33 protein-coding genes are annotated in these 24,926 nt (G+C 65.0%); 15 read left to right on the top strand and 18 right to left on the bottom strand.

The genetic code is table 11. The features are described 5' to 3' along the window. From ABH924_RS22715 to ABH924_RS22660, 12 genes are all read left to right on the top strand, one after another. Positions 1–402: hypothetical protein (locus ABH924_RS22715; protein WP_404502505.1), on the top strand; the 402-nt coding region annotated here is incomplete at its 5' end. Positions 403–488: 86 nt separating this feature from the next. After that, the gene (locus ABH924_RS22710) at positions 489–746 is read left to right on the top strand and encodes a glutaredoxin family protein (protein WP_404502504.1); all 258 of its coding nucleotides are present in this window, start codon (positions 489–491) and stop codon (positions 744–746) included. Between the two features lie 35 nt (positions 747–781). After that, a complete protein-coding gene (locus tag ABH924_RS22705) occupies positions 782–1,303 on the top strand; it encodes a single-stranded DNA-binding protein (protein WP_404502502.1) in 522 nt (173 codons plus the stop codon). Between the two features lie 131 nt (positions 1,304–1,434). Next, positions 1,435–2,259 carry a ParA family protein gene (locus ABH924_RS22700; RefSeq protein ID WP_404502500.1) on the top strand — a complete coding sequence of 275 codons (825 nt, stop codon included), beginning with the start codon at positions 1,435–1,437 and terminating at the stop codon, positions 2,257–2,259. A gap of 3 nt (positions 2,260–2,262) precedes the next feature. Then, positions 2,263–2,670, top strand: coding sequence for a hypothetical protein (locus ABH924_RS22695; protein ID WP_404502498.1), 408 nt, complete (start codon positions 2,263–2,265; stop codon positions 2,668–2,670). 66 nt (positions 2,671–2,736) lie between these two features. Further along, on the top strand, positions 2,737–3,468 hold the full coding sequence (locus ABH924_RS22690) for a hypothetical protein (protein WP_404502496.1): 732 nt from the start codon (positions 2,737–2,739) through the stop codon (positions 3,466–3,468). Between the two features lie 11 nt (positions 3,469–3,479). After that, entirely contained in the window at positions 3,480–4,097 is a 618-nt protein-coding gene (locus tag ABH924_RS22685; RefSeq protein ID WP_404502494.1) for a hypothetical protein, read from the top strand. A gap of 149 nt (positions 4,098–4,246) precedes the next feature. Then, positions 4,247–4,603 (top strand): hypothetical protein, encoded by a 357-nt coding sequence (locus ABH924_RS22680; protein ID WP_404502492.1) that lies wholly within the window; start codon positions 4,247–4,249, stop codon positions 4,601–4,603. A 185-nt stretch (positions 4,604–4,788) separates the two neighbouring features. Next, entirely contained in the window at positions 4,789–5,013 is a 225-nt protein-coding gene (locus ABH924_RS22675) for a hypothetical protein (RefSeq protein WP_404502490.1), read from the top strand. 11 nt (positions 5,014–5,024) lie between these two features. Further along, positions 5,025–5,798 (top strand): Fic/DOC family protein, encoded by a 774-nt coding sequence (locus ABH924_RS22670; protein WP_404502488.1) that lies wholly within the window; start codon positions 5,025–5,027, stop codon positions 5,796–5,798. Further along, positions 5,798–6,373, top strand: a complete 576-nt coding sequence (locus ABH924_RS22665; RefSeq protein ID WP_404502486.1) for a recombinase family protein — start codon at positions 5,798–5,800, stop codon at positions 6,371–6,373. The genes ABH924_RS22670 and ABH924_RS22665 overlap by 1 nt, the downstream gene beginning before the upstream one ends. Before the next feature lie 128 nt (positions 6,374–6,501). Then, complete coding sequence (locus ABH924_RS22660; protein ID WP_404502484.1) at positions 6,502–6,912, top strand: hypothetical protein; 411 nt, start codon at positions 6,502–6,504, stop codon at positions 6,910–6,912. Positions 6,913–7,199: 287 nt separating this feature from the next. Here the strand turns inward: ABH924_RS22660 and ABH924_RS22655 are convergent, their stop codons facing one another. Further along, complete coding sequence (locus tag ABH924_RS22655) at positions 7,200–7,508, bottom strand: hypothetical protein (protein ID WP_404502482.1); 309 nt, start codon at positions 7,506–7,508, stop codon at positions 7,200–7,202. Between the two features lie 191 nt (positions 7,509–7,699). On the opposite strand from ABH924_RS22655, the gene mobC reads away from it, so the two are divergent. The 3 genes from mobC to ABH924_RS22640 are packed head-to-tail and all read left to right on the top strand — an operon-like array spanning position 7,700 to position 11,246. After that, positions 7,700–8,083, top strand: coding sequence for a plasmid mobilization relaxosome protein MobC (mobC, locus tag ABH924_RS22650; RefSeq protein WP_404502480.1), 384 nt, complete (start codon positions 7,700–7,702; stop codon positions 8,081–8,083). Between the two features lie 14 nt (positions 8,084–8,097). After that, the gene (locus ABH924_RS22645; protein WP_404502478.1) at positions 8,098–9,858 is read left to right on the top strand and encodes a relaxase/mobilization nuclease domain-containing protein; all 1,761 of its coding nucleotides are present in this window, start codon (positions 8,098–8,100) and stop codon (positions 9,856–9,858) included. Continuing rightward, entirely contained in the window at positions 9,858–11,246 is a 1,389-nt protein-coding gene (locus ABH924_RS22640; RefSeq protein ID WP_404502476.1) for a hypothetical protein, read from the top strand. The genes ABH924_RS22645 and ABH924_RS22640 overlap by 1 nt, the downstream gene beginning before the upstream one ends. Positions 11,247–11,410: 164 nt before the next feature. Here ABH924_RS22640 and ABH924_RS22635 read toward each other — a convergent pair whose 3' ends face one another. From ABH924_RS22635 to ABH924_RS22555, 17 genes are all read right to left on the bottom strand, one after another. Then, complete coding sequence (locus ABH924_RS22635; RefSeq protein WP_404502474.1) at positions 11,411–11,731, bottom strand: type II toxin-antitoxin system PemK/MazF family toxin; 321 nt, start codon at positions 11,729–11,731, stop codon at positions 11,411–11,413. Next, positions 11,728–11,934: an antitoxin MazE family protein gene (locus tag ABH924_RS22630; RefSeq protein WP_284751431.1), complete on the bottom strand. Its 207-nt coding sequence runs from the start codon at positions 11,932–11,934 to the stop codon at positions 11,728–11,730. Before ABH924_RS22630 ends, ABH924_RS22635 begins: the two co-directional genes overlap by 4 nt. A 249-nt stretch (positions 11,935–12,183) precedes the next feature. After that, complete coding sequence (locus ABH924_RS22625) at positions 12,184–12,678, bottom strand: hypothetical protein (RefSeq protein WP_404502472.1); 495 nt, start codon at positions 12,676–12,678, stop codon at positions 12,184–12,186. Continuing rightward, positions 12,678–14,009, bottom strand: a complete 1,332-nt coding sequence (locus ABH924_RS22620) for a MinD/ParA family protein (protein WP_404502470.1) — start codon at positions 14,007–14,009, stop codon at positions 12,678–12,680. The genes ABH924_RS22625 and ABH924_RS22620 overlap by 1 nt, the downstream gene beginning before the upstream one ends. Continuing rightward, positions 14,006–15,061: a DUF4913 domain-containing protein gene (locus ABH924_RS22615; protein WP_404502468.1), complete on the bottom strand. Its 1,056-nt coding sequence runs from the start codon at positions 15,059–15,061 to the stop codon at positions 14,006–14,008. The genes ABH924_RS22620 and ABH924_RS22615 overlap by 4 nt, the downstream gene beginning before the upstream one ends. Next, positions 15,058–16,545 carry a type IV secretory system conjugative DNA transfer family protein gene (locus ABH924_RS22610; protein ID WP_404502466.1) on the bottom strand — a complete coding sequence of 496 codons (1,488 nt, stop codon included), beginning with the start codon at positions 16,543–16,545 and terminating at the stop codon, positions 15,058–15,060. The genes ABH924_RS22615 and ABH924_RS22610 overlap by 4 nt, the downstream gene beginning before the upstream one ends. 11 nt (positions 16,546–16,556) lie before the next feature. Further along, positions 16,557–16,961 (bottom strand): hypothetical protein, encoded by a 405-nt coding sequence (locus ABH924_RS22605; RefSeq protein ID WP_404502464.1) that lies wholly within the window; start codon positions 16,959–16,961, stop codon positions 16,557–16,559. Positions 16,962–16,974: 13 nt separating this feature from the next. Continuing rightward, complete coding sequence (locus ABH924_RS22600; RefSeq protein WP_404502462.1) at positions 16,975–18,510, bottom strand: ATP-binding protein; 1,536 nt, start codon at positions 18,508–18,510, stop codon at positions 16,975–16,977. An 8-nt stretch (positions 18,511–18,518) separates the two neighbouring features. Then, positions 18,519–20,021, bottom strand: a complete 1,503-nt coding sequence (locus ABH924_RS22595) for an SCO6880 family protein (protein ID WP_404502460.1) — start codon at positions 20,019–20,021, stop codon at positions 18,519–18,521. Then, positions 20,018–20,236, bottom strand: a complete 219-nt coding sequence (locus tag ABH924_RS22590) for a hypothetical protein (RefSeq protein ID WP_404502458.1) — start codon at positions 20,234–20,236, stop codon at positions 20,018–20,020. Before ABH924_RS22590 ends, ABH924_RS22595 begins: the two co-directional genes overlap by 4 nt. Continuing rightward, a complete protein-coding gene (locus ABH924_RS22585; RefSeq protein ID WP_404502456.1) occupies positions 20,233–21,471 on the bottom strand; it encodes a hypothetical protein in 1,239 nt (412 codons plus the stop codon). Before ABH924_RS22585 ends, ABH924_RS22590 begins: the two co-directional genes overlap by 4 nt. A 70-nt stretch (positions 21,472–21,541) precedes the next feature. Next, positions 21,542–22,285, bottom strand: a complete 744-nt coding sequence (locus ABH924_RS22580; protein WP_404502454.1) for a hypothetical protein — start codon at positions 22,283–22,285, stop codon at positions 21,542–21,544. Between the two features lie 5 nt (positions 22,286–22,290). Further along, a complete protein-coding gene (locus tag ABH924_RS22575) occupies positions 22,291–22,611 on the bottom strand; it encodes a hypothetical protein (RefSeq protein WP_404502452.1) in 321 nt (106 codons plus the stop codon). Further along, positions 22,608–23,090: a hypothetical protein gene (locus tag ABH924_RS22570; RefSeq protein ID WP_404502450.1), complete on the bottom strand. Its 483-nt coding sequence runs from the start codon at positions 23,088–23,090 to the stop codon at positions 22,608–22,610. Before ABH924_RS22570 ends, ABH924_RS22575 begins: the two co-directional genes overlap by 4 nt. Continuing rightward, the gene (locus ABH924_RS22565; RefSeq protein ID WP_404502448.1) at positions 23,087–23,617 is read right to left on the bottom strand and encodes a hypothetical protein; all 531 of its coding nucleotides are present in this window, start codon (positions 23,615–23,617) and stop codon (positions 23,087–23,089) included. The genes ABH924_RS22570 and ABH924_RS22565 overlap by 4 nt, the downstream gene beginning before the upstream one ends. Then, positions 23,617–24,693: a CHAP domain-containing protein gene (locus tag ABH924_RS22560; protein ID WP_404502446.1), complete on the bottom strand. Its 1,077-nt coding sequence runs from the start codon at positions 24,691–24,693 to the stop codon at positions 23,617–23,619. Before ABH924_RS22560 ends, ABH924_RS22565 begins: the two co-directional genes overlap by 1 nt. Next, positions 24,690–24,926 (bottom strand): hypothetical protein (locus tag ABH924_RS22555; protein ID WP_404502444.1); only part of this gene is annotated, 237 nt, incomplete at its 5' end. The genes ABH924_RS22555 and ABH924_RS22560, both read right to left, overlap by 4 nt.

The raw sequence follows: 24,926 nt of genomic DNA, 5'->3' as shown, positions 1-24,926 counted from the left end.
CTGACAGCAGAGGACTACGCGGCATTTGTCCAGACCGACGAGGCGGACCATTTCAGGGAGCAGCTGGGGGAGACGCTGACCGTCAAGAAAGCGTGCCGGGAATGGGCCAACAGCGATATCGAGTACCTGTACTACATCGGCCCAGAGAGCGCGGAAGGGCTGGCCGGCAACTTCGTCCTGCTCCACAAGGAGATCGGGGCTAGATGCTTCGATCACCAGGCGCACATCACCTGGACGCGGGAATCGCAGGCCGGGATGCACGAAGAGGCGTCTCATCACTTGAAGCTCATGCGCCATTTTGCCGAGGCATCGCCCAGGCCCGGAATGCTGGAAGCCATCGATGAATGCCTCCAATGGCACGCCGCGCGTCAGGCCGAAGACGAGAAAAGGCCGGCAGCTTAGACCTGAAATACCTATTAGACCTATTGACTATAATAGGTCTAATAGGTATTATGGATACATAAGCACTAAAGGGGAGGGCGGACGCCATGCTTACCATCTACACCAAGCCGAAGGGCTGCTTCGGCTGCACCAAGACCAAGCAGCTGTTCACCGCAGCCGGCGTGCCCTTCCATGAAGTGGACATCACCACCAACGAAGAGGCCTTCCTGTACGTCACGGAGGAGCTTGGCTACTCCCAGGCTCCCGTCGTCGTATTCGACAAGGACGGCACGGAAAACCATTGGTCAGGCCTGAACCCCGGCAAGATTGACCAGGTGATCGCCATCGTGACGTCCGGCAACTAACTACACAGAACCGAATCCAACTGAAAGGCAAGACCATGGCAGGCGAAACAACTCTTACCGTCATCGGCAATCTGACCAACGATCCGGAGCTGCGGTTCACGCCCTCGGGATCCGCAGTTGCCAACTTCACCGTTGCATCCACTCCCCGCACCTTCGACCGGCAGTCCAATGAGTGGAAGGACGGGGAAACCCTGTTCCTCCGCGCGTCCGTCTGGCGGGAAGCTGCCGAGAACGTGGCCGAGTCCCTGACGAAGGGCATGCGTGTCATCGTCTCGGGCCGGCTCAAGTCCCGTTCCTACGAAACCAAGGAAGGCGAGAAGCGCACCGTGATCGAGCTCGAGGTCGAAGAGATCGGCCCGAGCCTGCGTTACGCCAGCGCCAAGGTTAACCGCACGCAGCGCGCCGGCACTCAGGGAGGCCAGGGCGGCGGGGGATACGCCAACCAGGGCGCACCGGCCCAGCCTGGCCAGTCCCACCCGCAGGAAGACCCCTGGGCCACGCAGGCGGGCGATGGCGGCGGCTGGGGCAACGGCCCCGACTCCGAACCGCCGTTCTAATCCCCAACCCGTGCGGGGCCGGCATGTCGCCGGCCCCGCACAGGGATAATAGGGATGAAATATCTAATTGACCTATTGGCCCTAATGGGGCTAATAGGTACAATGGCGCTATTAGAGTGATTGGAGATATTGTGGCCGCGACAATCTACGCGATCATCAATCAAAAAGGCGGCGTCGGGAAGACGACCACCACCATCAACCTGGCACGGGTGCTGTGCGCGGCCGGCAAGGGTGTGCTGGCGATCGACGCCGACCCCCAGGGGAACCTCAGCAGCATCATTGCAGCCGAAGCAGTGGAGAAAGACCAGCTGACGTTCGCGGACGTCCTGCTAGGGGAGTCCATCGCGGACGTCGAGATTGACGGGATCTGGGACGGGCTGTCCGTGGTGCCGGGCAACAGGAACACCGATAAGGCCATTCAGCAGCTGCAGACCGAGCACGGGCGGGAATACCGCTTGAAGGAGGCCCTGGGGGAGGCCGCTGAAAGGTTCGACGTCATCCTCATTGACTGCGCACCGAGCCTGGAGCTGCACACCATCAACGCCCTGGCAGCAGCGCACCGTGCCATCGTTGTCTGCGAACCGGGCAAATTCTCCCTGGACGGGCTGGGTGAATTGCAGCAGAGCTTTGATAGCGTGGCCCGCTACTACAACCCCCTGTTGACGGTGGCCGGCGTTATCGTCAACGGCAACCGAAGCACCATCACACACCGCTCATGGACCGAAGACCTTATCGAAAAATCGCCCTGGCGGCTCTTTGCGCCTTACGTGCCGTTCTGGAGCGTGATCCAGGACGCCCAGGAAGCCGGCCTAGGCCTTGACGAATGGCCCGACGACAAGGGCCGTCAGGCCTACGAGATGTACACCAAGCACCTTTCGGAGCTGGACGAAATCGACGCGCGGCCCCACCTGGAAAAGATGTTCCCTAAGCACGACTACAGCACCCTGGAGGTCTAAGACATGGCACAACGGCCCGAACGCAAGAAGAGCACGCTCGGCGCAGCGCATCCCATCGAGCACCAGAACAACTCCCAGCCGGCGGCAGCGGAGCCGATGGTCATTGAGGAAAGCCGTGTCCTCCAGGCCAGCGACGCCGGCAAGGAACAGGCGGAACGCTTGATAGGAAGTGAGCGGGCCAAGCCCAAGGTGCAGCCCAAGGGTGCGTTCTATGCCGATGAAGACGTCCTGGAACGCATCCGGGCCTCTTGGTACCACACGCCTACGACGTCGGGGGAGAGGGAAGCATCCTTCTCCGACTTCCTGAGGGAAGCCGCCCTCGACAGGATGACGAGGCGCGAGAAATCGTACAACGACGGCAAGCCCTTCCCGCCCGTTCCCTCGGGCCGGATCGCCCGCGGCCGCCGGTAGTTTCTGTCCTAGCCGGCACGTACCCTGACCCAAACCAACGATGAATCTCGCAAAGGAGATCCGGCAATGTCGCAAGCACCCGAATCCGCGCCATCAGCGGAGGAACCATCACGTCTGGACCAGGCCATCGAAGTCATGACCGCACTGTTCCGGGAAACGCATGACTACAGCGAGGCAGTCACCATTGTCTTGGCCAGTGTCGCCGCCAACGCCGGCAGCAGCTACGCCTTGATTTCCGGCCGGCCCGGGTCGTGGGAATCCGACGTGCTTTCCCAGCTGCTGGGTTCCACGGTCAGCCCCGACGATGATGCGTTGATGCAGTACCGGACGGAACCGATCACGGTAAAGATCAACGTTGAGGAAGCCCTGGCTGATCTGGGAGTGCTAGAGCCCTGGGACTACGAGGACCGTCTAATGCGCCGGCTCGAAGGCTTGGGGACGACAGAGGCCCAACCGGACGGCGGAACTTTGTTCACACCGGACGACCCGGAGGACTACGAAGCGAAAATCGAGGAGTACACCCGGCTCGCGGAAGCCTACGAACAGAAGTACCAGGCCGAGGCGGAGGCGTACTTCGTGAGGTTTGAAGCGAACGTGCGGGCAGCGGCAACCGCCGAAGACGGGCAATTCGCCGGCCTGCCGGAACACATCAGGATCACTGCGCAGCGCGTCACCGACGTGGACGCCGGGCATGCCCTTTCGTCCCCCGCGTACCTGACGCTGGAGGAACGGCTGTACCTGGCGGCTTTTGAAGCAACCCCGGGACCGGACAACCTGGAAAACGACACCTTTTCATGAGGAACGACGTCATGAGCACTTGGCTCCGGATTATTCCCCTGGTACTTCTGCTCCCTCTGGGTGGGTGTACCGCCGTCGCCGCCACACAGCCGGCAGTCAGCCCATCGGCTAGTTCCGTTCCTCCGGCTGGTGTGCGCCAAGTCAGCACACCAGGAACGCTGGTGGACGACATGAAGCTCAGCGCCGGACAATGCCACATCAAGATTGTTGACCAGGCGAAGGGCACAGTCCTGCCGGACCCGGCATGCACTCCCGGTGCAGTCGATCCGGCTGTCACCCAGGAGAACTTGAAAACGACCATCTGCCGGGGCGGGTACACCAAGAGCGTTCGACCGCCGGCAGAGGTCACCAACCCGGCAAAAACCGCCAGCCTGAAAGCCTACGGACTGCCCTACGCGGCCACGACGGAGTATGACCACCTAATTCCGTTGGAGCTGGGTGGAGCTTCGTCTACGTCGAACCTGTGGGTAGAACCGAACCAGGCGGGAGCGTCCACGGTCAACAATCCGAAGGACGACATTGAAAACGCGCTCAATGCCGCCGTGTGCGCGGGCCGTGTGACTCTCACGGCCGCGCAGCAAGCCATCGCGAGCGACTGGACCACGGCCAAAGCAAAGCTTGGCCTCTAGCAGCACCAACCGGAGGGGGAATAGTCATGGAAATATTCAGGGCACTACAGGAAAACGTGATGTGGGTTGCGATCTGCCTGGGGGCGGTCGTGTTCATCATTATCTTGTTTCGGGGCAAGCTCTTTGGCGGCGATAAGAAGGAATAGACCGTGAAGAATCCGATCAGAGAAGTGATCGAGCAGTTCCGTGAAGAGTTTCCAGGAGGGGTTCGGGAGTTTCTGCAAGTCCTCCGCGAGGACAGGGCCGAGCGCCGAGCTGAGCGTCAGCGCAGGCGGCGGCTAAGTCCACAGGAGAGGGCCCTGGAGGACATCGCTCTAAGTAGCCGCGTCCACCGTGCCGAGGTGACGGACGGCGTGATATTCACCGAGGACAAGGCACAAGAGGTTATGGAGCAGTTGCATGGGAAGCGCCTTCGGTATGTCGAGTTTGACGACGGCCTGACCGTGGCCATTCTGAAAGGTGGCCGGCGACTCGAATACGACGAGGCCGGACGACTTATCAGCTAGCCCCCGTATGCAAGGGGCTGCCGTTAACGGCCGATTCCGGTGGCCTCCTGGAGCCGTCCGCGACACGCCGGGGAGGACGTCACCGAAACTACTCACCGAAACCTCTACCCACCGGAACGGCATAGCCGGCCTTTTCGGTGCAGCGGCGTACCGTGAGGGACAGAACCGAGAGGAAGGAAGCAGTCATGAGCGAGCAGCTGAACGCCCGCGAGAGGTGGTCGGAGGTCTTCGCGACGTTGACGCCGCTGCAGGCGCAGGCCGTCGAGCAGTCTCTGGTAGCCACTTGGCACGAGGGCGTGGAGCCGAGCACCGAGCACGTACAGGACTTGGCCGCGAGGGCACGCGGGGATTTGAGTTTCGAGGAGTTCAAGGCCCGTGTCCTGCTGCGCGCCGAAGCGGGGGCCAAGTAGTGGATCCCGAGGTGACCGCCTGGCTGGATTACTTCTGGCCGGAGACGATCACCCCGGAAGGTTACGGCGTGCTGCGCAACCACCTGGGCATCCGGGATTTCGACGCGCTCCAGATCGCTGAGTACGAGCTGGCAGGGGAGCGGTCCCGGCAGCTCCTGCAAGGTGAGGTGCGGATCCCCCTGGAGCCGGATGTGAGCTATCTGCAGAACGTCCACCGCCACCTCTTCCAGGACGTCTACCCATGGGCGGGGGAACTGCGGAACACCAACATGGGCAAAGAGGGGAGCGAGTTCGCGGACAGGGATCTGCTGCGCGTGTACCTCCGCCCGCTCATGCGCACGGTCGTCAGCACGGAGTGGAAGCAGCTGGACCACGAGGACTTTTCCCGGATGAGCGCCGTTACGTTCGCCGGGATTAATCACGGCCACCCGTTCCGCGAGGGAAACGGGCGCACGACCAAAGCCGTGCTGCACGAGATCTCCAAGCTGAGCAATTTCGAGCTGGACTTCAACCAGGTGAGCCCGGACCAGTGGAACGCCATGGCCGCGGCAAGTATGCCCGGCCCGGGGGAGATCATGCCACGGTCCGAGGAGGCCATGGCCGTCTTCCGGACTGTGGCGGTACGCCGCGTCACGCCCGTGCCGGATCAACGGAAACAGGCGGCGCGGGAGACCTCAAAGCGCATATTTTCCAGCAAGCAGCAAGGGCAGGAAGCGAGCCGGACGCTGCGGGCCGGCAAGACTCCGGAGAAGTCCCAGGGCCAGGGCTACGGGAAGGGTTTCTAGTGGCACTCATCGGCTACGGCAGGGTATCGACCAAGGATCAACGGTCCGCGTCCCAGGTCGCGGAGCTGGAGGCCGCCGGCTGTGAGCGCGTGTTCGTAGATCACGGGGAATCGAGCCGTCTCCCGGACCGGCCCGAGTGGACGGCTTGCCTGGACCATCTGCGGCCCGGGGACGTGCTGGTGTTCACGGCCATGTCCCGGATCGCGGGCGGGTTCACGATGATGCTCGATACGCTGCAGCAGCTTCGGGATCGCGGAGTCAAGATCAAGTCCCTGACCGAACCGGAGTTCGACACCACCACCGCCATCGGCGCCTACATGGAGCGACAGCACGCCGCGTTCATCCAGTTCCGCCTGGACATCATTCGGGAGAACACCATGCGCGGATTGAAGTACGCGCGCTCCCAAGGCCGGGTGGGCGGACGCCCCACGGTGATGACTCCGGAGCGCACCGAGCAGGCCGTGAAGATGTTCAATGACGGCATGCCCATGACGGGCATTGCCCGGGTGCTGGGCGTCGGTGCGTCGAGCGTTTCCCGTGCTCTGACAACTCGTCGGGGGGTACCTGCAAAATGATCGATTGGCCAAATGCTTTAGTCGGGTTTGGACTCGGTGTTCTTACAACCTCGTTTTTCTGGATCATTGATCGGAGGCGTGCGAAGCGGGAACGACATGATGACCTCTGGGAGGAATGGAAGGTCGCGATGAAGGATCTGGAGCTGGTGGCCTGGAAGCCTGAGACGCGCAGTGCTGACTTCCATGTCGCTGTGAGTCGTTACCGGATCGATCACTGGCGCACGGTCCTTCCCGAGCTAGAGGGCTTCATTCTGTTGGAACAGTTGGAGCACTCGTACCCGGCAGTCGAACAATTCGGCAACGAGTTGGCGGCCAACCCCTCGGACATTAACGAGGAGCGCTTCCGGGCGGCCCAACGCAGATGGAGCGATGCCCGTGTTGCGTTTGCGAACTATTCGAGAAACGCACAGTCGAGCGGATATACCCAGATGGTCCTGCGCGAGGAACGCCAACAATTTCGGCGTGACCTCCTGCGTCACCCATTCAGAACCGTCCACCGTCTGCGTCTCAACGCCCGGGAGAGGAAGTCGGCCGGGTAGCAGGCTGTGCAGCAGCGTTTTGGTGTCAAGAGGTCTTGACGTGGTGATTGTCGCCGTGGCCGGCTGTGGTAATCGCCGCCCGTGACCACAGCGGTAGCCCCCTGAGCGCCTTAAGAGCCGGCCCCGTACTTTGGTGACGTTCCCGCCTCCCTCTGCCCCGCGCTCCGGGTGTGTGTCGTCCCGGCTGAAAGAAACCCGGCCACCCTTGGTTGGTGAGACGGCAGCGCTGGTCTTGGTCCATGGGAAACTGATCCGCTGGTGAGTGGCAGCGTTCCGAGGGTGTGCTGTTATTCGTCGCCGCCCTGGTGGGCATCGGGCGCGGTCTTGGTAGCGGGTTTTCTCTGCGAGCGGGGACGGCCGGAGGGCTTCTTTCCGGGCTGTTCGATGCCGAACTCTTTAAGGTCTGCGTCCGTCCAGCCGAGACGCAGGGCTTTGCTGTAGGCGGCGGTGTGGTTCTTTTCAGCATCGGCTAACTCGGTGCGGACGGTGACAACACGTTCGGCGGCGCCAGCCAGCGCGGTAATTGACTCGACTTTGGCGGTTCGCTCGGCGTCGAGGCGTTGGGTTGCACGGGCTTCAAGGTCTTGAATGTTCATGGCCCAAGACTACCGGTGGCGGATGGGTTTCGGGAGTGGAGACTGGGGTTTGTTGGAAACCTTGGTACCGCCGTCGGCGGTGCAAGTTATGTAAATGTGTGCACATTTACCTTGATCCCTTGGCGGGATGTGACAGACTTGTGTCTGTGTCCCCCGGTGGGGGTCGCTGCGCTGGCAAGGGTTGGGGTGTCATGACTGAGGAGTGGAAGTCTCGTACTCAGCTCAGTCGTGAGCATTCGGAGGAGAAGCGGGAGGGTGTTTACCGGCTTCGTTTGAATTCTGCGGAACGTGACATGTTGGACGCTGGGGCGGCGCTTCATGGGTTGAAGCTTTCACGGTTTTTGGTGGAGGCCGGCCGCGCGATGGGGCGCGGGTCGGATCTGGGGGAGCGGCGGGAAGTCATTGCTGAGCTGATGAAGATCCGCACACTGCTCGGCCGGTCATCTTCGAACATCAATCAGATCGCCAGGCACGCCAACTCGACCGGTGAGTTTCCCGCCGATGCTGAGGCGGCGGTGCGGTTTGCGCGTGATCTGATGCAGCGTATTGATGCCGTTGTGCGGGATCTGGCCTAGTCATGTTTGCGAAGGTGACCAAGGGAATTGGCGCGGTGAAGCTTGCCGTCTACCTTGCTGGCCCGGGCCGTTCGAACGAGCACACCGAGCAGCACGTGATTGCCGCGTCCGAGGCCATGGCCACTGTGGAGGCCGGGCAGGCTTTGGACTACCGGCAGGCCGTTGCGATGGGTGTGGAGCTGGACACCCCGCATAAGGTTTTCGGCCCGAGCGCATCCAAGTTCAAACCCATCTGGCATGTGTCCCTTTCCTTGGATTCGGGCGCGGGTATTCATGATGATGCGTGGTGGGAAGGTGTGGTCAGGGAGTTCCTGATGACGATGGGTTTTGAAGGTCTCGACGGCGACGAACACCGTTGGGTTGCTGTCCGCCACGGGCTGAGTACCGGGGGGAATGACCACGTGCACATTGCCGTGTCGCGATGGTCCGAGTCCGGGGCTAAGTGGAGCGACAGCGACGACTTCGGACGCGCGTCCAGGGCATGCCGGGACATTGAGGAGAAGCACGGCCTTCGGGTACTCGGCCAGGGCGTGAAGACACAGGGTTACGCGCGCGGCGAGCTGGAATCTCTGGCCCGTCGTCGTGCGTACGCGCTGCACATGAAGCAGCACGAGCAGGACCCGACGATCACGCCGTGGAAGTTCCTTGACCGGGTGTCCCGTGAGCAGCTGATAGCTGCGCAGGTCCCCGAGGTACAGCCGCGCCATGAGCTGGCGCTGACGGTCCGTGCCGCGACGGCTGGCGCACGTTCGGAAGCGGAGTTCGTGCGTCGTGCGCGCGGGCACGGACTGATCGTCCGGCCCCGTTTTGCCCAGGGCGGGCGTGACAAGGTGGTGGGCTACTCCGTGGCCATGAAGCCACTGCACGGCGAGGCGCCGATCTGGTACGGCGGCAACACCCTGGGCAAGGATCTGTCCCTGCCATCGATGCGCGCCGGATGGCCTGCCGATTCCCCGGCCGGAGCACTGGCCGAGTGGGACGCTGCCCAGCGGGGCAAGCCGATGGTGGTGCCAGGGCAGGGCGAGGTTTCCGGCGTGGAGCTGGTGTCGTACTTCGGACAGATGAGCGAATACCTGCGCACTGTTTCGCAGGTGTCCGTGGATGATCCCGTGGCCTATGCCAGGATCGCGCGCGAAGGGGCCGGCCTTCTCTCGTCCTGGGCTGTGGCAGCGGGCAAGGACGGGGACGCGGCGGCGAAGGATCTGCGCGAGGCCGCACGGATCTTCTCCAAGCACGCCGAGCTAGCCGAGGAGCCCGCGCGCGCCGTCGCCCAGCCGTCCGAGGTCTTCGCGGATCTGTGCACGCACGTGGCTATCAGCAAGTCCAGCCGTGCCGGTGCCGTCGCCGTCGTGCGCGCCTGGGCGAACATGGGCGAGCAGCTGGGCGCGGCATTCAAAGCTCACGGGTGGGCGGTGCGCTCCGAGTCATTGCAGACGGAGCTGCGCTCCCACCTGGACAAAGTTCACGATGCCTACCGCGTCGTGAATCCGTTGCAGCCGAAGGAGCCCGCGAAGGGTGCCGTGGCTGTTGCGGAGAAGCCGGTGCGGCTCTCCGCTGCGCAGGTGCGCGAGGCGCGCCTGCAGCAGTTGGAGGAGCGGATGCGGGCCGATGGTTTGCCGGAGAAGTTGATCCAGGCACGCATGTTCGGTGAGCGTCAGCAGTCGGGCGCGCCGCTGGAAGGCCGGGGGAAGTTCCGCGGCGTTTCCAAGCATGTTCAGCAGGACCAGACCCGGCAGCAGAAGCGCCGCGGCAACGATCAAGGAAAGGGATTGTGATGAGCGAAGTAGACATTGATGAGCCGCTGGAGCAGGCCGTGCAGCACGGCATGGCCCTTAGTGCCCAGGTCGGCCGGGAGCTGGCCCGTGCCTGGCGCGACCACCTCGAGCAGAAGGCCCGCAGCGACGAGAAGACAGCCGCTCTCGTACAGCAGGCGTTCAACAAGGAGCGTGAGGTCGCCGCGGTGACCCTGGCTCCCGTCCAAACGCCGGAATGGTGGGACGAAGCCACGGTGCCGGAGATCCTTAACGCCTACGAGATCTCCAACGCCTGGGCCGAGCACGAACCACGCGCGGCCCAGGCTGAGGAGACGCTGCGTCTGGCGACGGCCGAGCGTTACGGCTTCGACCCGGCGAAGCTGCTGCAGGAGGGCCACCAGTTCACTGAGCACTTGAAGAACACGGATCCCGCGCGCCTGGCCGAGGCGCAGCGCTGGGCCCGCGTGTCCCAGTGGGAAGGCCCTCCGTCGTTCTATCCGGAGGCGCAGAAGATTCGCACACTGCTGCGAGACTACGACCAGGCCGTGGCGGCCGACCTGCGAAACTCTGCGAAGGCTGAGGGGATCCCCGTTGCCGAGGTAGAACAGAAGGCTTCCGTCACCGAGTTGGCATCAGTAATCCAGGAGCCCGCGCTGAAAAGCGGGCTCGATCAGCAGGCGCGCGAAACTGCGGCGTGGGCTTGGCTGCGAAAGACAGACCCCGCCCGGGCCAAGGAGGGCGATGCTCTGTGGGGGAGTTGGATGGAGGGTGATGAGGTCACGTCCCACCAGAAGTTCACGAATCAGATCGTCAGCGAGTGGGAGGCGGCACAGGAAGCCGCGTCGGTGACGTTGGAGGGCGCCGAGACCCGGCAAGGCGACGCACTAGCCGAGGATGCCCGGCAGCAGCTCGCGGCCGCCGAGCAGGACAAGGACCGGGCAGCCCGGCTGTCCCGGGAAGCGGAACAGCCGGCACAATCCGATCTTGACCAGGCTCGCGCGTGGGCGCTGCAGAATGATCCGGAGTACGCCTCCAAGGTGGCATCCGAACAGGAGCGCTTTGACCGCGAGCTCGTGGACCGGTGGAAGGGTTCCGGGGATCCCGACAAGGCGGCGCAGGCTGCCGACGTCCGGCAGGACGCCAAGCAGCGCGAGGCAGCCGGGGACAAGGCGGCAGCCAAGGCCGGTGCCGCTTACGATCGTGCCGCGCAGTTGGAGGCCGACGCCGCACGGATGCGCGCTGCAGGCGCCCCCGAGAAGGCGGTGGCAGCCAAGCAGTTCGGGGAGGCCCAGCAGAAATTTCCCATCTCCCACGCCGCGGCCGGTGGCGGGAAGGCTGTCGGCAAGGTCAAAGCCAACCCCGTTCAGCAGTCCCGCGCCCAGGGCAAGCACATGACCCAGGGCCGGTAAGTAAGTGAAAGGGGAGGGGAGTGTGCCCGTCGCCACGGCAGCGGGCATGAAACGGCAGTCCGCGCACCAGCGCGGGCGTCACGCCACCTCCTGAGCCAGGAACACGCGAAGGCCCGGCACCGGTTCAAGACGGTGCCGGGCCTTCGCGTGTTCGGAGATCTCTGTCAGGCGATGCCGAGGAAGACAAGCAGCGCCCGCTCCACCTCGACCATCTCCGTTGCCGTTAGGTGCCCCACCCGCTTGTGAGCGTTGGCCAGGGGCACGGTGGTCAGCTTGTCGATCATGAGCTGGCTTTTCTGCGTCAGGCCCGTCCGCGCGGAGGGTTCCACCTGGATCCGCAGCAGCGGTGCATCTTTCAAGGTGGAGGTCAGGGGGATCACCGTCACGGAGCCCACATCATCGAACCGGTCATCCTGGATGACCAGCGCCGGGCGCGGTTTGGAGGCGTATCCGCCGCCGGCCACCGTCCAGATCTCGCCCCTCACTCCTCATCCCAGGACACGGAGACCGCGTCGATCCACTCGTGAATGTCCTCGTGTCGGTCGGACTCCGCCACGATGGCGCTCTGCCGCTTCGCCTCCTCAGCGAAAGACTTGGAGCGGGTGTCCGGGACCCACACCTGAATCGGCCGGAAGCCTGCTTCACGCATCCGGCGCCTGTGCTCACTGACTCGATCCTTCACACTCATACCCCCATTGTTTCATGTAACACGCGTGGGTGGTAGAGCGCGATTCGGTCTACGGGACTTGTAGGGTTCCGACAGGCCGGCCGCTGCGTCGACCAGGACGCCGGCGGAACCGACTTTTCCGGAATCACGCGGTTCTTCCGCTCTGGCCCGAAAACGGTGGTTGTAGGAGTCCCACAACGCACCGGAGCCCAGCACCTGGGGTGCTGGGCTCCGTTATCCGGCAGCGGGGGACTGCCAGTCTGAGGGGGCCTACTCGCGGGCCTTGGCCCAGATGAAGAGCCCGACGATAGCGGCCAGGCCGATGATGCCCATGGTGTAGTCGCCCGTGGCCATGTGGGCCTGGGCGGCGTTGCGCGTCAGCCCTTCCCAGATGCCGGTAAAGGCCACTGTGCCGGTCACGACGATGCCGATCACGTGCGGGAGCCAGCCTCCCGAGGTGTTCTCCACGGCGGAGAACCAGGCTCCCAGCGCGGCGACGACGAACAGGCCGAAGAGCCCCCACGCCCACGGCCCCTCCGTGTGCCGGGCCATGTTCGGGTACGCAACGAAGAACAGGAAGATGTAGCTGGCGAACGCGCCCAATCCCCACAGCCCTGACCTGTACTGGGCCAGTGCGGGGCCGAACCAGGCCAGGAAGATCCCGACGGCGACGAACGCCCACCAGAGGATCCAGGCGGTGGCGTTCCAGTCGGTTTCAAACTCCACAGCGGGAGGGGCCTGCAGTGCAAGGACAAGTTTCTGCATCACAGCCCCTTGGCAACGGCCGCGGTGGCGGCCAGCCAGGCCCGCTGCGTGGCGGGCTGGAGCGCGTCGTGACGGATCACCCCGTCCGTCAGGGCCTCGTCAAAGGGGATGATGACGACTTCGCGCACGTACTCCCGGAACTTCTCCGCGTGCTTCAAGGCGGCATCCCTTCGGCCTTTCTGTTCCTCGGAGACGATGACGACGGCGTTCTCCGTCAGCTTCGCGGAGCGCTCATCCCGGCGTGCCAGACCCTGCAGGGTCAGGCGGGCGGACTCCACCCGGTCCTTCGCCGTCGTCATCGGCACCACCAGCTGGTCCGCATGCTCGATCGTGCGGCGCCAGTTGGAGGCCCGGTGGTTATTGCCGGTGTCCATGATGAGCAGGTTGTAATAGCGGGAGAGCACCGCGTGGATCGTATCCACTTCGGTGGCGGAGATCTCGTGCTCCCCGTCGATGTCCTGATCCGAGAGCAAGGCATCGAACTTGTCGCGGGTCTGGCGGTGGACGAAACCGCCGATGTCGGCCGCGCGGGCAGTGTCCGCGAGCAGCTGCTCAGCCCGTGCAATCACGTTCAGAGCAGAGGCCCGGTGGTCGGAGCAGTCAATCCTCTGCCACATAGACCCCGTGGACTCATTGTTGTCCCAGGCGCAGACGGTAAGACCCGCACGGCCGAACGTGGCGGCCAGGTTGACTACTGTCGGGGTTTTCGCCGCGCCGCCCTTCTGGTTCACCACGGCGATGGTGCGCGGACCCGGATAGGTCCGGGCCACCAGGTGCTCGTCCTCACGTTCCGCGAGCTCCACAGCTCCCGGGGCAAGGCGCAGACCCACGCCAAGCCCGTTCATCCGGCCCTGCCAGCCCTTCAGGGCAGGGGCTACGTGCTCCTCAACCTCCAGGAAGGAGGCCGAGTCACGCAGTGATTTCCGGGACGGCAGATCCGCCGGGGCAGCGGGGAGCGCCGCCAGTGGCGTCTCAGGCGTGGCCGCCGGTCCCGGCAGCACGGCTGCTGGAGCCGTCTCCAGTCCGGTGCGTGCTCTGTCAGCGGGCCGCGGCCGCGATGCCGGAGGAGCTGCAGGTGTCGTCTCCACCGGGGCGGTGGCCGGGTTCAGTTGGCCTTCGCCGTCCACCGTGAACCAGTTCGCGGTGGACGTCGCCTCGTCCGTGCTGTGCACCAGGACGTCGGCGCCGGTGTTCTTCGCTTCCTCAGCGAAGATCCCCAGGGCCTGGGTGAAGGCATCCTCGACATCCAGGTGCTCGCCGTCGACACTCACGGCGCCGTCAGTGTCCACGACCAGCTTGTGCCAGCGGGCGGCGGTTTCGGTGTTGTTCATTGTTCTGCTCCTTCATCCTCGGTAGGTGTGCGCAGGGCTTCCGGCGCGGGTTCGGTGGGGTACACGTCCAGGGCGTCGCTGTGATCGCTCTTGCACATGCGTAACGGGCCGTTCTCGGCCATGATCCGATCGAAGTGCCGGTCCGCGTGTTCCAGAATCCACGCGGAGATCGCCGTGCCGCCTTCCGCGTGGGCGACTTCCCACGCGAACCAGGCGGCATTGATCCGGCCGACGACGCTGCGGTGCAGCCACCACTTGGTGCACCACGTCATCTGCGGATGAGCCCGGTTCTTCGCGTTCGGGGCGGCGTCGTGCAGCTCGTAGTACACGGAGAAGGTACGGGCGTAGAAGTCGTACACGTCCCGGTGGACTGGCTTGGCCTCCTCCTCGGCCTCGCCCGGCACTTCCACCTCCGGGGCTGGCGCTTGGCCCGGTTTCAGGAGGCTGTCGGTCAGCCAGGCGTCAAGCGCCGCCTGGGACCACTTTGCGGTGCCGCCGGCATGCACGGCTGCCGCCGGGGCGTCGCCGGCCATGACCATCCGCCGGAACGCGGCCACGGTGATCTTCCCGCCCACCGTTTCGGAGAACAGCGAAGCGGCTTCGGCGGCCGTAAGGTAAAAGTCCTTACCGTCCGGGGACACTTCGATGTCCACGGTTTCGGCTTCGGCGGCCTCCGCTTCCAGCACGTCCAGCCAGGCATCCAGGACGATCTGTGACCAGCGCGGCGAATCGGCCTCCGGATCGACCATTTCCGGGGCTTCGCCGTCGATCACCATTCGCCGGAACGAAGCTGGCGTGGTCTTTTTGCCCAGCCGTTCGGTCATCATGGCGGCCGCTTCGCTGGCGCTTACGTCGAAGTCCAGACCGGTCTCGCGCCGTACCGGCTGGACTTCGGAACTTTCGGCTTCGGCCGCGCCGCCGTCCTCCTCCTCATCCGGCGGCGGGTAGTCCTCTGGATCCGCCGGCGGTTCCCCGATGGGCAGGTCATCGTGGAGTTCGACGGCCGGCCCGTCGACGACTTCGCCGCTCTCGGGGTCGAAATTGATGCTCACACCGCTGCCCCTGCCGTCATGTCGGGGTCAGCAAGGCTGGCCTGGTACTCCCCCAGCTCTTCCGCCAGGGTTTCTTCCGCCTGTGCGTCGAACCGCTTCACCGATGCCTCTACTGCTGCAGCCTGTGGGCTGGCCATCCACGGGACAGTCCGTACCAGCATGGCGCGGTTTCCCGAGGAAAGCAGGATCGCCCTGCCACGCGGAAGGGCCTGCAGCTCCGCGGCGTCGAAGATCCGGTCCCGGTGCTCCTGCCGGGGACCGGCCGAGGCGCCACGGCTACCCGGGGTCGTGTAGTAGTAGTCCCCGACGGCGCTGGAGATCAGCTCCAACAACGGCCCGGGCAGGTTGCCGCCGCCGTAGATCCTGTGGTTGGAGGCGTCCATGAGGGCCTTCATGCCGTGTTCGCCCCACACCCGCACGCCTTGGGAGTACGACTGCAGGAAGGTCCACACCAGGATGCCCTGGGATCCAAAGAACGAATACAGCTTCGGTAGACGCGGCCACGGGCAGACGTTGGCGGCTTCGTCCAGCACGCACACCATCGGCACCGACAGCCGCCCTTTCGGTTCCAGCTTCGCCTTCGCCCGGGCTTCCTCGATCACGGATTGGGTCAGGGCCGTGATCAGAGCCTTGGCCGGCCCGTCGTCGGTGGAGAGCAGGTAGATGGTGTTCTTTCCCTCCATGAACTTCGCGGCATCGAAGATCATCCGCCCGGCGCCGTCCTCTTCGCCCGGGCGCGGGTTCACCCAGTCCATGAGTTGCTCATCGAGCAGGCACTTCACAAAGGCCTGGGCGGTGGAGAACACGCCCGAACGCTCCTGCGGGGAGTCCCCGCTGTAGAGGCCGACCAGCTGGTTCGTCACATCCCGGAACTCGGTCTCATCCAGGATCTGCAACGGCACCGGGTTCTCGGCCGCGGGCTCAGCCAACCAGGCGATGATCTCCCGCAGGAAATACTTCGGCCCCGTGTAGCTGTGGGGCTTCTCCGTCCAGCCCTGGCTGACCGACGCGGCCAGGAACAAGGCAGCCAGGAGCGACTTCCCACGCTGCGGGAAGAAATCAAGCCCCTGGGATTTCACCGCCGCTTCCGCGCCGGCCCCGGCCACGGCCTCGAAGATATCGGCCAGCTCATCGGCCTTCCGCGACGTCGTGGTGTCGCGCAGCAGCTCCACCCGCCAGCCTTGATCCTCCGTCGTGGCGATGCCTTCCGGATCCGCCACGAACACCCGCCCCATCTCCTCACGGAGGGCCCGGGTGTGGTGGTGCAAGTCGTTCTTGTTCGTCGTGACCAGCAGCGGGCCGTGAGCGGCCAGGATGAACGGCACCGCGTAGGCGGTGCTCTTGCCGGTCCGGGGCCCGGCGAACACCAGGCCCACGTCCTCAAGCGACGCCCACAACTCCTTGCCGCCGTTGACCGACATGCCCAGGGGCAGGCCAATGAACATCGGCCCAACCGGCACCGCCTTCTTCTTCGGCTTCGACATCAACGCCAGGTTCACTTGCCCGCTCCCTTCACTCCGAGTTTCCGAGCCTTCTTCTCCACGGCCTTGCGCGACAGCGAGGCGGCTTCCTTCGGGGAAGCCATGTGCTGGGCCGCGACGTCCACCCAGGACGGCCGCGTACTGTACTTGCCCAGGAACGCCGTCGCGCCCCAGAAGACCAGGCCCAGCGCGACGGCCACGGCGCCCATGGCGGCGAAGTACAGGCCGCCGAACGTCAGCCGGTGCTCCGTGAAGCCGATGATGACGTCCACCGGGACCATGGTTTTCCCGGTCGCCCAGTAGGCGCCCAGGGACAGGCCAGCGATGACCGATACCAGCAGGACGGCCAAGATGGTGACGAAGACCCGCGCGGGAAGATCCCGGCGCTTCTGCCAGCGGTTTCTGGTGGGTGCACCCATCGGTTCGTCCTTCTCAGCTCTGGTTCCGGAAACGGCTGTCGGTGATGTGGTTGTCCGACTGGACGTCGGTCTGGACCATCTTCACGGGGATCCCCACGCGGCCCTCCACCTTGAACAGCACCTTTCCCGCTCCCGGGGGAGGGTTGGGCTTGCCGTCCCTCTTCAACAGGCGCCGCTTAGGCTGGTGCCAGGCCGGGGCGGCGTTGAAGCCGCGCACCAGGCGGATCTCATCATCGGTCATGGGACGGATGCGGCTGAGCGTCTGCAGGTCCTCTTCGGTCAGCGCCATGACCGCGATGAGTCCGCAGCGCTCCACCAGGCCCTTGGCCTTCGGCCGGTCCTGGACGTTCGGCAGGGACTCCAGATCCTTCGGGGAGTGCGTGGCCTTCATCTCGGCCACGCCCTCGCTCCGGTTGGTCCGGCCCAGCCGGTCCACCCGGTCCACGATCCCTTCGCAAGCGCGCAGCGGGAACCAGAACTCGTCCATGAACGTGCTGTATCCGCGCCACTTGATCCCGGGCACGTACAGTTCCCCGGCCTCTAGGGCCTCCTCAGCTTTGCGCTGCTCGTGCAGGGCCAGCTCCCAGTGGGCGTCGATGATATCCATGCCCGACGACCAGGACGCCAGCATCGCCGCTGACAGCAGCCGGGTGTTGGACTCAGGGACCGAGGCCGTGTCAAAGCACCATCCGCCCGGGTTGCCCGGGTTGAACGTGATGGACTCCTCACCGCCGAGCATCCGGCCCAGCTCCCCGGAGAGCATGGACCGGATCGTCTCGCCCAGACGCTGGTACCGGGCGTGGAACTGCTCCGCCGTCGTCATGCCCAGCATCCCCAACGTCCGCTCGGACGGGGTGTTGAACGCCTCCAGAAGGTGCCCGGTGACCGGGCGCCGGTTCCGCTCCCGTCCGTCATCGACCAGGCATTCCAGCGCCGTGTCCTCAATGTCCTCCAGCGGGATCCCGCGAGAGGTCCGGGTGAGCAGCTGCACCAGCTGGATCGACTTATCCCGTGCGAGCTCCAGAAGCTCCTGGCCGATCTGGCCGCCGATCTCCGCGGCCGCCGTCCCCAGGGGACCGTCCGAAAGGAGGTTGAAGCGGTCCGTCTTGCCCGGGCCGAAGGAGTACACCTCCCCGCCCAGGGCCTCCGTGAACTTAGTGTGCTCGTCCTTCTTGATCGGATTGAACACGCCCGGGGTGATCCCGCGGGCGGCCTGCCCGTACAGGATGGTCTGCGCCGTGCTGCTCTTGCCGACACCGTTGATGCCGAACATGAAGCACGACGGCGAGGTGATCACCGACTCCCGGTACAGCGACTCATGATCCATGGCGACCGCGGCGTGAGACTTCATGTCGCGGCCGAGCGGGGAGCCGTTCGTCGGACGGGCGGACCCGGAAACGAACGGATTGATCCCGCAGAGCTGCACGGACGTGCTGTACCACTCCGGCACGTTCGGGAAACGGCCCCACCGGCCGCCCATGCGGCCCGCGAACCCGTTCATCTTCCGCTCCAGGACCTCCGGCCGGTACGGGGCTTTCTTGAACGTCACGCCAGCCATCACATGCCCTCCGCTACGGTGTCAACGATGTCCTTGTACTCCCAGGGCAGGATGCCCAGGGGCAGGGTGGCGTGGAATGCGGAGGAAACCCCGTAATCCACGAACCGGTACGTCAGCTTGGTTGATTCCAGGAGGTTCTTCAGCTTCTGGGTGGCCTCCCGGTAGGCCTTCTTCGTCGGTTCGAAGGTCACCGTGACCATCAGGCTGAACGCCTGCATGGCGGCACCGTCCACCAGGTCGGATTCGTTTTTCTTCGCCAGCTGGACCTTGTTCTCATCGAAGGCTGACGCCATCGATTTGGCCGACGCCGACGTGCGGGTGGAGCGGCGCAGCTGCTCGGCCTTCTTCAACGCCTCACCGGAAGACAGCGGCCGGTAGAAGACCGTGACCCGCTTGCGCAGGAACTTGGTGGCCGGGGCGAAAAGCTTCTTGAACGTCTTCTCCGTGATGTGGATCCGCGGCGGGATCACCATCACGGCCGTCATGGACGCAACGCCGTCGTGGAACGCCACCCGCGTGGGGAAATCATCGAAGTAATCCGGGCCTGCCTCGCTCAGCCGCATCGGATTCTCGTGGCCCAACAGATCATCCGTGGCCGCCTCGATGGCCCGGTGCGGGTTGTAAGCGATCTGCACGACCCGTGCCAGGTCCTCCGAGGTCCCCACAGCGGGCATCCCCCCACCGGAGGCATAAAGGAAATCACGGTGGTAAGGCAGCTTGCCCGCGACTTCAGCGGTGGCTTCCTCCAGATCCTCACCCACCGACTTCACGTCCCACACCACCGTGCCGTGCACCGACGTATCGGTGAAAAAGTCCGGGAGCTGGGCCGTGGCCTGGGCATGGGCTTCCTTCGCGGCCGCGGGCGCCCACTCGGCCACGTGCCCCTCCAGCTTCTGCACCAGAGGCTTCTTCGACAGCAGCGCCGACTCCACCGTGATCGTCGCGCCGGCAATCGAGGTGTCCTCCGAAAGATCGGCAATCCATCCGCCGAACGTCTCCACCTGCGCATCCAGCATGCCCTGGGGCAGCAGATCAGCCCCGTCCGGGACGCACGTCAACGTCGCCGCGAGCTTGCCCACGGAGCGGTGATGCAGCAGCGTGAACGACTCCCCCTCGCCGTCCGTGCCGTTCAGCTCCTCAATGTCCGCCAGCGCCCCCGGCAACGCCCACAACTGGCCGGCGGGCAGCCCGGAGAACAGACCCGTCCGGTACTGCGTCGCCCCGGTGTCCTTGCGCCGCTTCTGGCTCGCGCGTTCCAGAACGCGGGCGGCGATAGTCCGGCCCGCGTCCATCTCACCGAAGCGGAACATGAACAGAAACACGAAGATCAAGCCCAGCAGCAGGGCCAGGAGACCACCGAGGAAGTTCCCGAAGATGAAACAGACCACCATGAGCATCACGGCAATCACCACGCTCATCCAGCCAATCATCGACAGGCCACCCATCGTTGCAGGAGCAGCACTCAGCCAGTTCCCGAACTTGACCTTCTCCTTCTCACTCATTCCCGGACCCCTTCCCCTGCCCAAGCGCTCTCCATGCTTTCCAGACGGTCAAGAAGGCTCTTGCCCTTGCCCGGGCGCCCGAACACGAAGACTGAAGGACTCGTGCCCGAGGCGTGCCGCAACTGCTTCGTCTTCCTGATCGCATCTTTCGTGGACAGGGGCTGATATGACACCGTGACCCGCTTAGCCGTGTCGTCTTTCTCGTTCTCGCTCATTCTGTGACCATCCCTTCAGCTCCTCCGTCATTACTGTCTCCACCGTCCAGCGCCCCTTGGGCCGCTTGCCAGCCGCTCCCTCCGCCATTGCCGCCGTCACCAGTGCCCGAGGCACCGCCAGCAGCACCGCCACCACCGTCTGTTGAGCCGCTGGTCGAAGAGGAACCGCCTGCCGGACCATTCGAGGAGGAACCGTCCGCGCCATCGGCGGCGTGCTTGCCCGCACCGCCGTCCTGCCCGTTAGCGCCACCAGCGCCTTCACCACCAGCCGCACCGCCACCAGCTGCACCGCCACCAGCTGCGCCGCCACCAGCAGTGGCGCCGGCGGCTCCTCCACCAGCTGCACCGCCGCCGGCACCAGCCCCGGCTGCGCCGCCGGCACCTGAAGCACCAGCCGCAGCCGAGGCGCCGCCCGTGAATACGGCAGCACCGATAGCGACACCAGCACCCACCACCGCGGCCGTGATTCCCATGGCCATCACGCCGCCGGCCATCTTCCCCAGGGCTGACGCGACAGGGGCGAGGACGCGCATGAGAGCCGGCAGGGCCGCCACTGCCAGAACGATCAGGATCCAACCACTGACCACTCCCCCGATGCCGTCCTGCCCGTTCTTCAGCCGCCAGGCCATGGCATAGATCGACGCCGCCAACGGGGAGTAAATCACGAACGCCAGCAGCCACTGCGTCACGCTGTCGAAACTCTTCTTGCCGCCCTCCAACATCGCGGCCGCGGCCGCGACCGGCCAGAACCCGGCCAGCAGCGGCAAGACCGCGCCCCGAATAAACATCAGCGCCCACTGGCACAGCACCGTCAGGATCCCGAACAGGCCCAGAATGATCGCCAGCCCCGGAATCGCCAACACCGCCCCGGCAGCGACAACAAACGTTGACGTATCCAGCCCGGCAGCGGCCAAGATCCACTTCCCGAAGGCGTCACCGCCCACCACGAACACCTGAATCGCCAAAGACCCCGCGAAGGAGACAAACGCGACCTTCGCCAGCGTCTCCAACGCATCCCGGGCCGGGCGGCCGTTCTGATCCCGCATAACCTTGATCCCGGCGAACATCAGGCCAATCGTCACCAGAAACACAGAGACAACGGACACGGTCGTCTGGAACCACTCCACACTCGGGCCGGTCATATCGACCGTGACGCCCTTACCCAGCCACGACGTCGCAAACTCCTTCAGAATGCTGTCGTAGCCCTTCATCATGGCCTCCGCGAAATTACTCACACCGTCATTCGTGACCTGCTGGACTGCACAACCAACAGCGTTCGTTGCAACGGCAACGGGGTTGCTGCAATCAGCCATTGCTGCCCCCCCACTCAACAAACTGCCCCTTCACAGGAGCGGACGGGGAACCCGTCCAAGTCGCACCGCTATCTAGGACCTTTATGTGCCAGCTCCCGTCCTTCCAGACAACGGTGTACGGGAACCCCGTGTAACCGCTCTGAGAGCCTGGGGTGCTGAAAACGACGGTTATCTGAGCTTCGTCAGGAGTGAATGCATCCACGATGAACCCCGCGGCTGTCCAACCGGCCTGCGCGATTTTCTGCGAGCTACCTGGGGTGGCCCCATTCTTGAAAACCGACTTGCCCGGAGAGTCAAGAACGTAGGCATCCACAGCACCGCGAGGATTCGCAGACGTCCACATCAGGTAAGTAGCTGTCGTCTCGAACAGGGCCGCTCCGAGGGGGGAACGGGCGAAGCAGACGGGGAACCCGTCCTTGCTCTTGGTCGGCCCCACGGCCGCGGAGACCGGCCAGGTCAGACCCTGGGCAGCTGCCCACCGCAGATCCGAGGGCAGCTTCGGGCGGAACGAGGTATCCCCCACCGGGACGCTACACGCCCCGGCATCCGCAGTCGGCGCGTCCGTCTGGACCGGGGCCGCCCCGCTCGGCTGGGCTCCCTGAGCGCCAGGCTTCACAGGCGCCACGAAGGAGAGCACGATCCCCGCAATGACCACAATGACCACCAGCCCCAGGACAACCAAGGCCCCTACCCCGGTGGCCTTGTGGTTCCAGGCACGCTTGATCAGGTTCGCCATGAGCCTCAGCCGTTCAGCGTCTTCACGCAGTCGGTGGACCCGGACGGGATGAAGGCAGCAGCCACACCCGCGGCGATAGCCACGAGAACGGCACCGCCAATCCAGATCAGAAGGGACTTCATCATCGCCCCGCCGTCACCGCGCTTGTGCTCGAACCACCAACCCACGCCCACGAAGATCAGCGTCACCACAGCCATGGCGCCCGCGACGATCAAAGACCAGAGCTTGAAGGTGTCCAACGCGTTCTGCGCCTGATCCGGCAGGCACAAGGGCTTCACTGGCACAGAGGTAATGATCCGTGCCTTGATTACTTCGAACTGACTCACTTGTTGATTCCTCTCTCGATTTCCACGTATCCCCGGGGCACCCTGACGCGGGCGGCGGCCAGCTGATCCGCCACCCGCTGCACGGGCTTGGCGATCACCCCAGCCACGGACCTGGGATCATCCAGGCCCCGAAGCTTGACCATCCACGGCACCTCGACCACCGGCACCACGGATGCAAGAACTTTGAGTTCCCGCGCAGCCGCGGGAAGATGCCGGCCCGGCGCATCAGCAACGACCAGGAACGCCCGGAAGCGCTCCACGCCATGCGCCTTCACCAAGGCCTTGGCCGAGGTCAACGCCGGAGGAGTCGCCCGGCACACAGCCGTCACCACTCCCTCCTCCGGCATGACCAGGCCGTGATCTCCACCGTCCAGCAGAGCCGCCCACGTGGACGTCCCTGCCCCGTGGTGCACACCCACGAACGGTGCTGCCGGAACGGTGAACGTCCCGGCCGGGAACAGCCACTCCGCCGCGCTCACTGCGCGTCCTTCGCAGGCAACACGTTCGCGGCCAGCCACGGTGCACCAGCGGCGGCGCGCGTCATGATGACCACCCAATCCCCCGCGTTCGTGCCGAACTTCACCCGGATCTGGTGCCCGTCCGGCACCGCCGCGGGAACCACGGACGGGGCCGTGGTGATCTTCCGGACCGGCAACCGCGACGGCTGAATGTACTGGGCATCCTGGGCATACCCGGTGGTGAGCAGCGGCGCCAGCGCCTGGAACCACGCATCCTTTGACTTGGCCACGTCCGTGTAGGCCCCCATGACCTTCACCGCGGCATCCACGCCGGCCTTCTCGCTGTCCGCGTCGGCCGGCAGCGACGCCGGACCGGTGTAGTTCGCCTGGGGCACGTCCTGGCACGAGAGGCTGCAGGACGGCGACGGGGACGGAGCCGGAGCCGCGGCCTTCTGATCGGACACCAGAGCCGCCCGCCAGTAAAACCCGGCGGCCACCAAGACCAGGAGCACAATCGCGGCCACTGCCAGGAAAACCTTCTTGTTCATCACATAGCCGCCTTCTGGAACTCTTCCTTGCTGGGGATGTACAGGTACCCGGACGGCCGGTCCGGGTTGATCGTCAGCGTGTAGTAGGCCCCGTTCGGGGGGATGCCGAAGTTGTAGCCCTCCTCGATCACGCGCCCATCGGCCGTGATCTCCTTGACTACGGCCACATGGCCGTAAGCGCTGGAAGCACCGTTCACGCCCGCGCCGTACCAGACGATGGCACCGACCTTCGGCGTCTTCGACACGGTCCAGCCCGCCCGCGCCCAGGCAGAGCCCCAGGTGGCCGCGTTGCCCGGGCCAAGCTTGGAGGAGCTGAGCGGCTGGAGCCCGAGCTGCTGCACGACCCGCCACCAGGCGAAATCCGTGCAGTTCCGGTAGGCCAGGTTCGTCACGGGGTTGTTCTCGTTGAACGGGCCGTCCTTCCACGGGTAGTCATCCCCGGCACCGGAGGATCCCGGAAGACCGGCTGACGCGCAGCCGCCCGTCCCGGACTGGATCTTCCCGCCCGTGATCGCAGCCAGGACGTCACGCGCTGCGGGAATGAACTTGGTGTACCCGGCGGCGGAGTAGTTGCCCTGGACCCGGTGCGCTGCTTCGTCCGGCGCCAGGCCCTGCCAGCCCTGTGACTTCATCAGTGCCTTGAAGAACGTGGCTGCGGCCTTCGCCGGGTCCGTCACGTCCGCTTTCGTGCCCCACGGATTACCGGGCAGGCACCACTGCTGCTGGAACAAGCCCAAGCTGCACGTAAGCGAACCGTCAGGATTGGTCACGCCGTGAATGTCGTCCCCGTAATTGAGGTTCTTCAACCCGGACTCCCCCATGGCCGTCATGACACCGACCAGAAGGCCCTCAGCAGGAACGCCCATCTGTTGCCCGGTCTTCACGATCGTGACCGCGTTGCCCAGCTGCACCCCGCCATACCCGGCAACCATGCCATCCGGGGCACTCACGGTCACGTTCCCCGCAGGCGAGCAAGCGGCCAGAGCGCCGTCCTTACCGCCCGCGCCCATGATCATGACCACGACAAGCAGCGGGATCATGACGGCCGCCAGGACCAAACCGATGGCGGCCTTCACCGGCGCCACCACCGGCCAGCGGCCGGCGCCTCCACAGACCCCTCGATGACCGAGCCGTCAACGCCCAGCACCAGCTCCAGCACCAGATCACCGTCCGTGACCCGTACCGGCCACGGCCCAGGAGCGGTGACCACGGAGGCCACGCGCGCCAGGATGACCGCGGGAGCGGACGATCCAGGGGGCACGACTACCGGGCGGCCGTCCACGGACCACATAGGACCCACCATGCGCGC

This window comes from Arthrobacter sp. GAS37 (assembly GCF_044908325.1).
GTDB lineage: Bacteria > Actinomycetota > Actinomycetes > Actinomycetales > Micrococcaceae > Arthrobacter > Arthrobacter ramosus.
The sequence above is the reverse complement of the archived record's forward strand: the minus strand, read 5'-3'. Positions and strand labels throughout refer to the sequence as shown.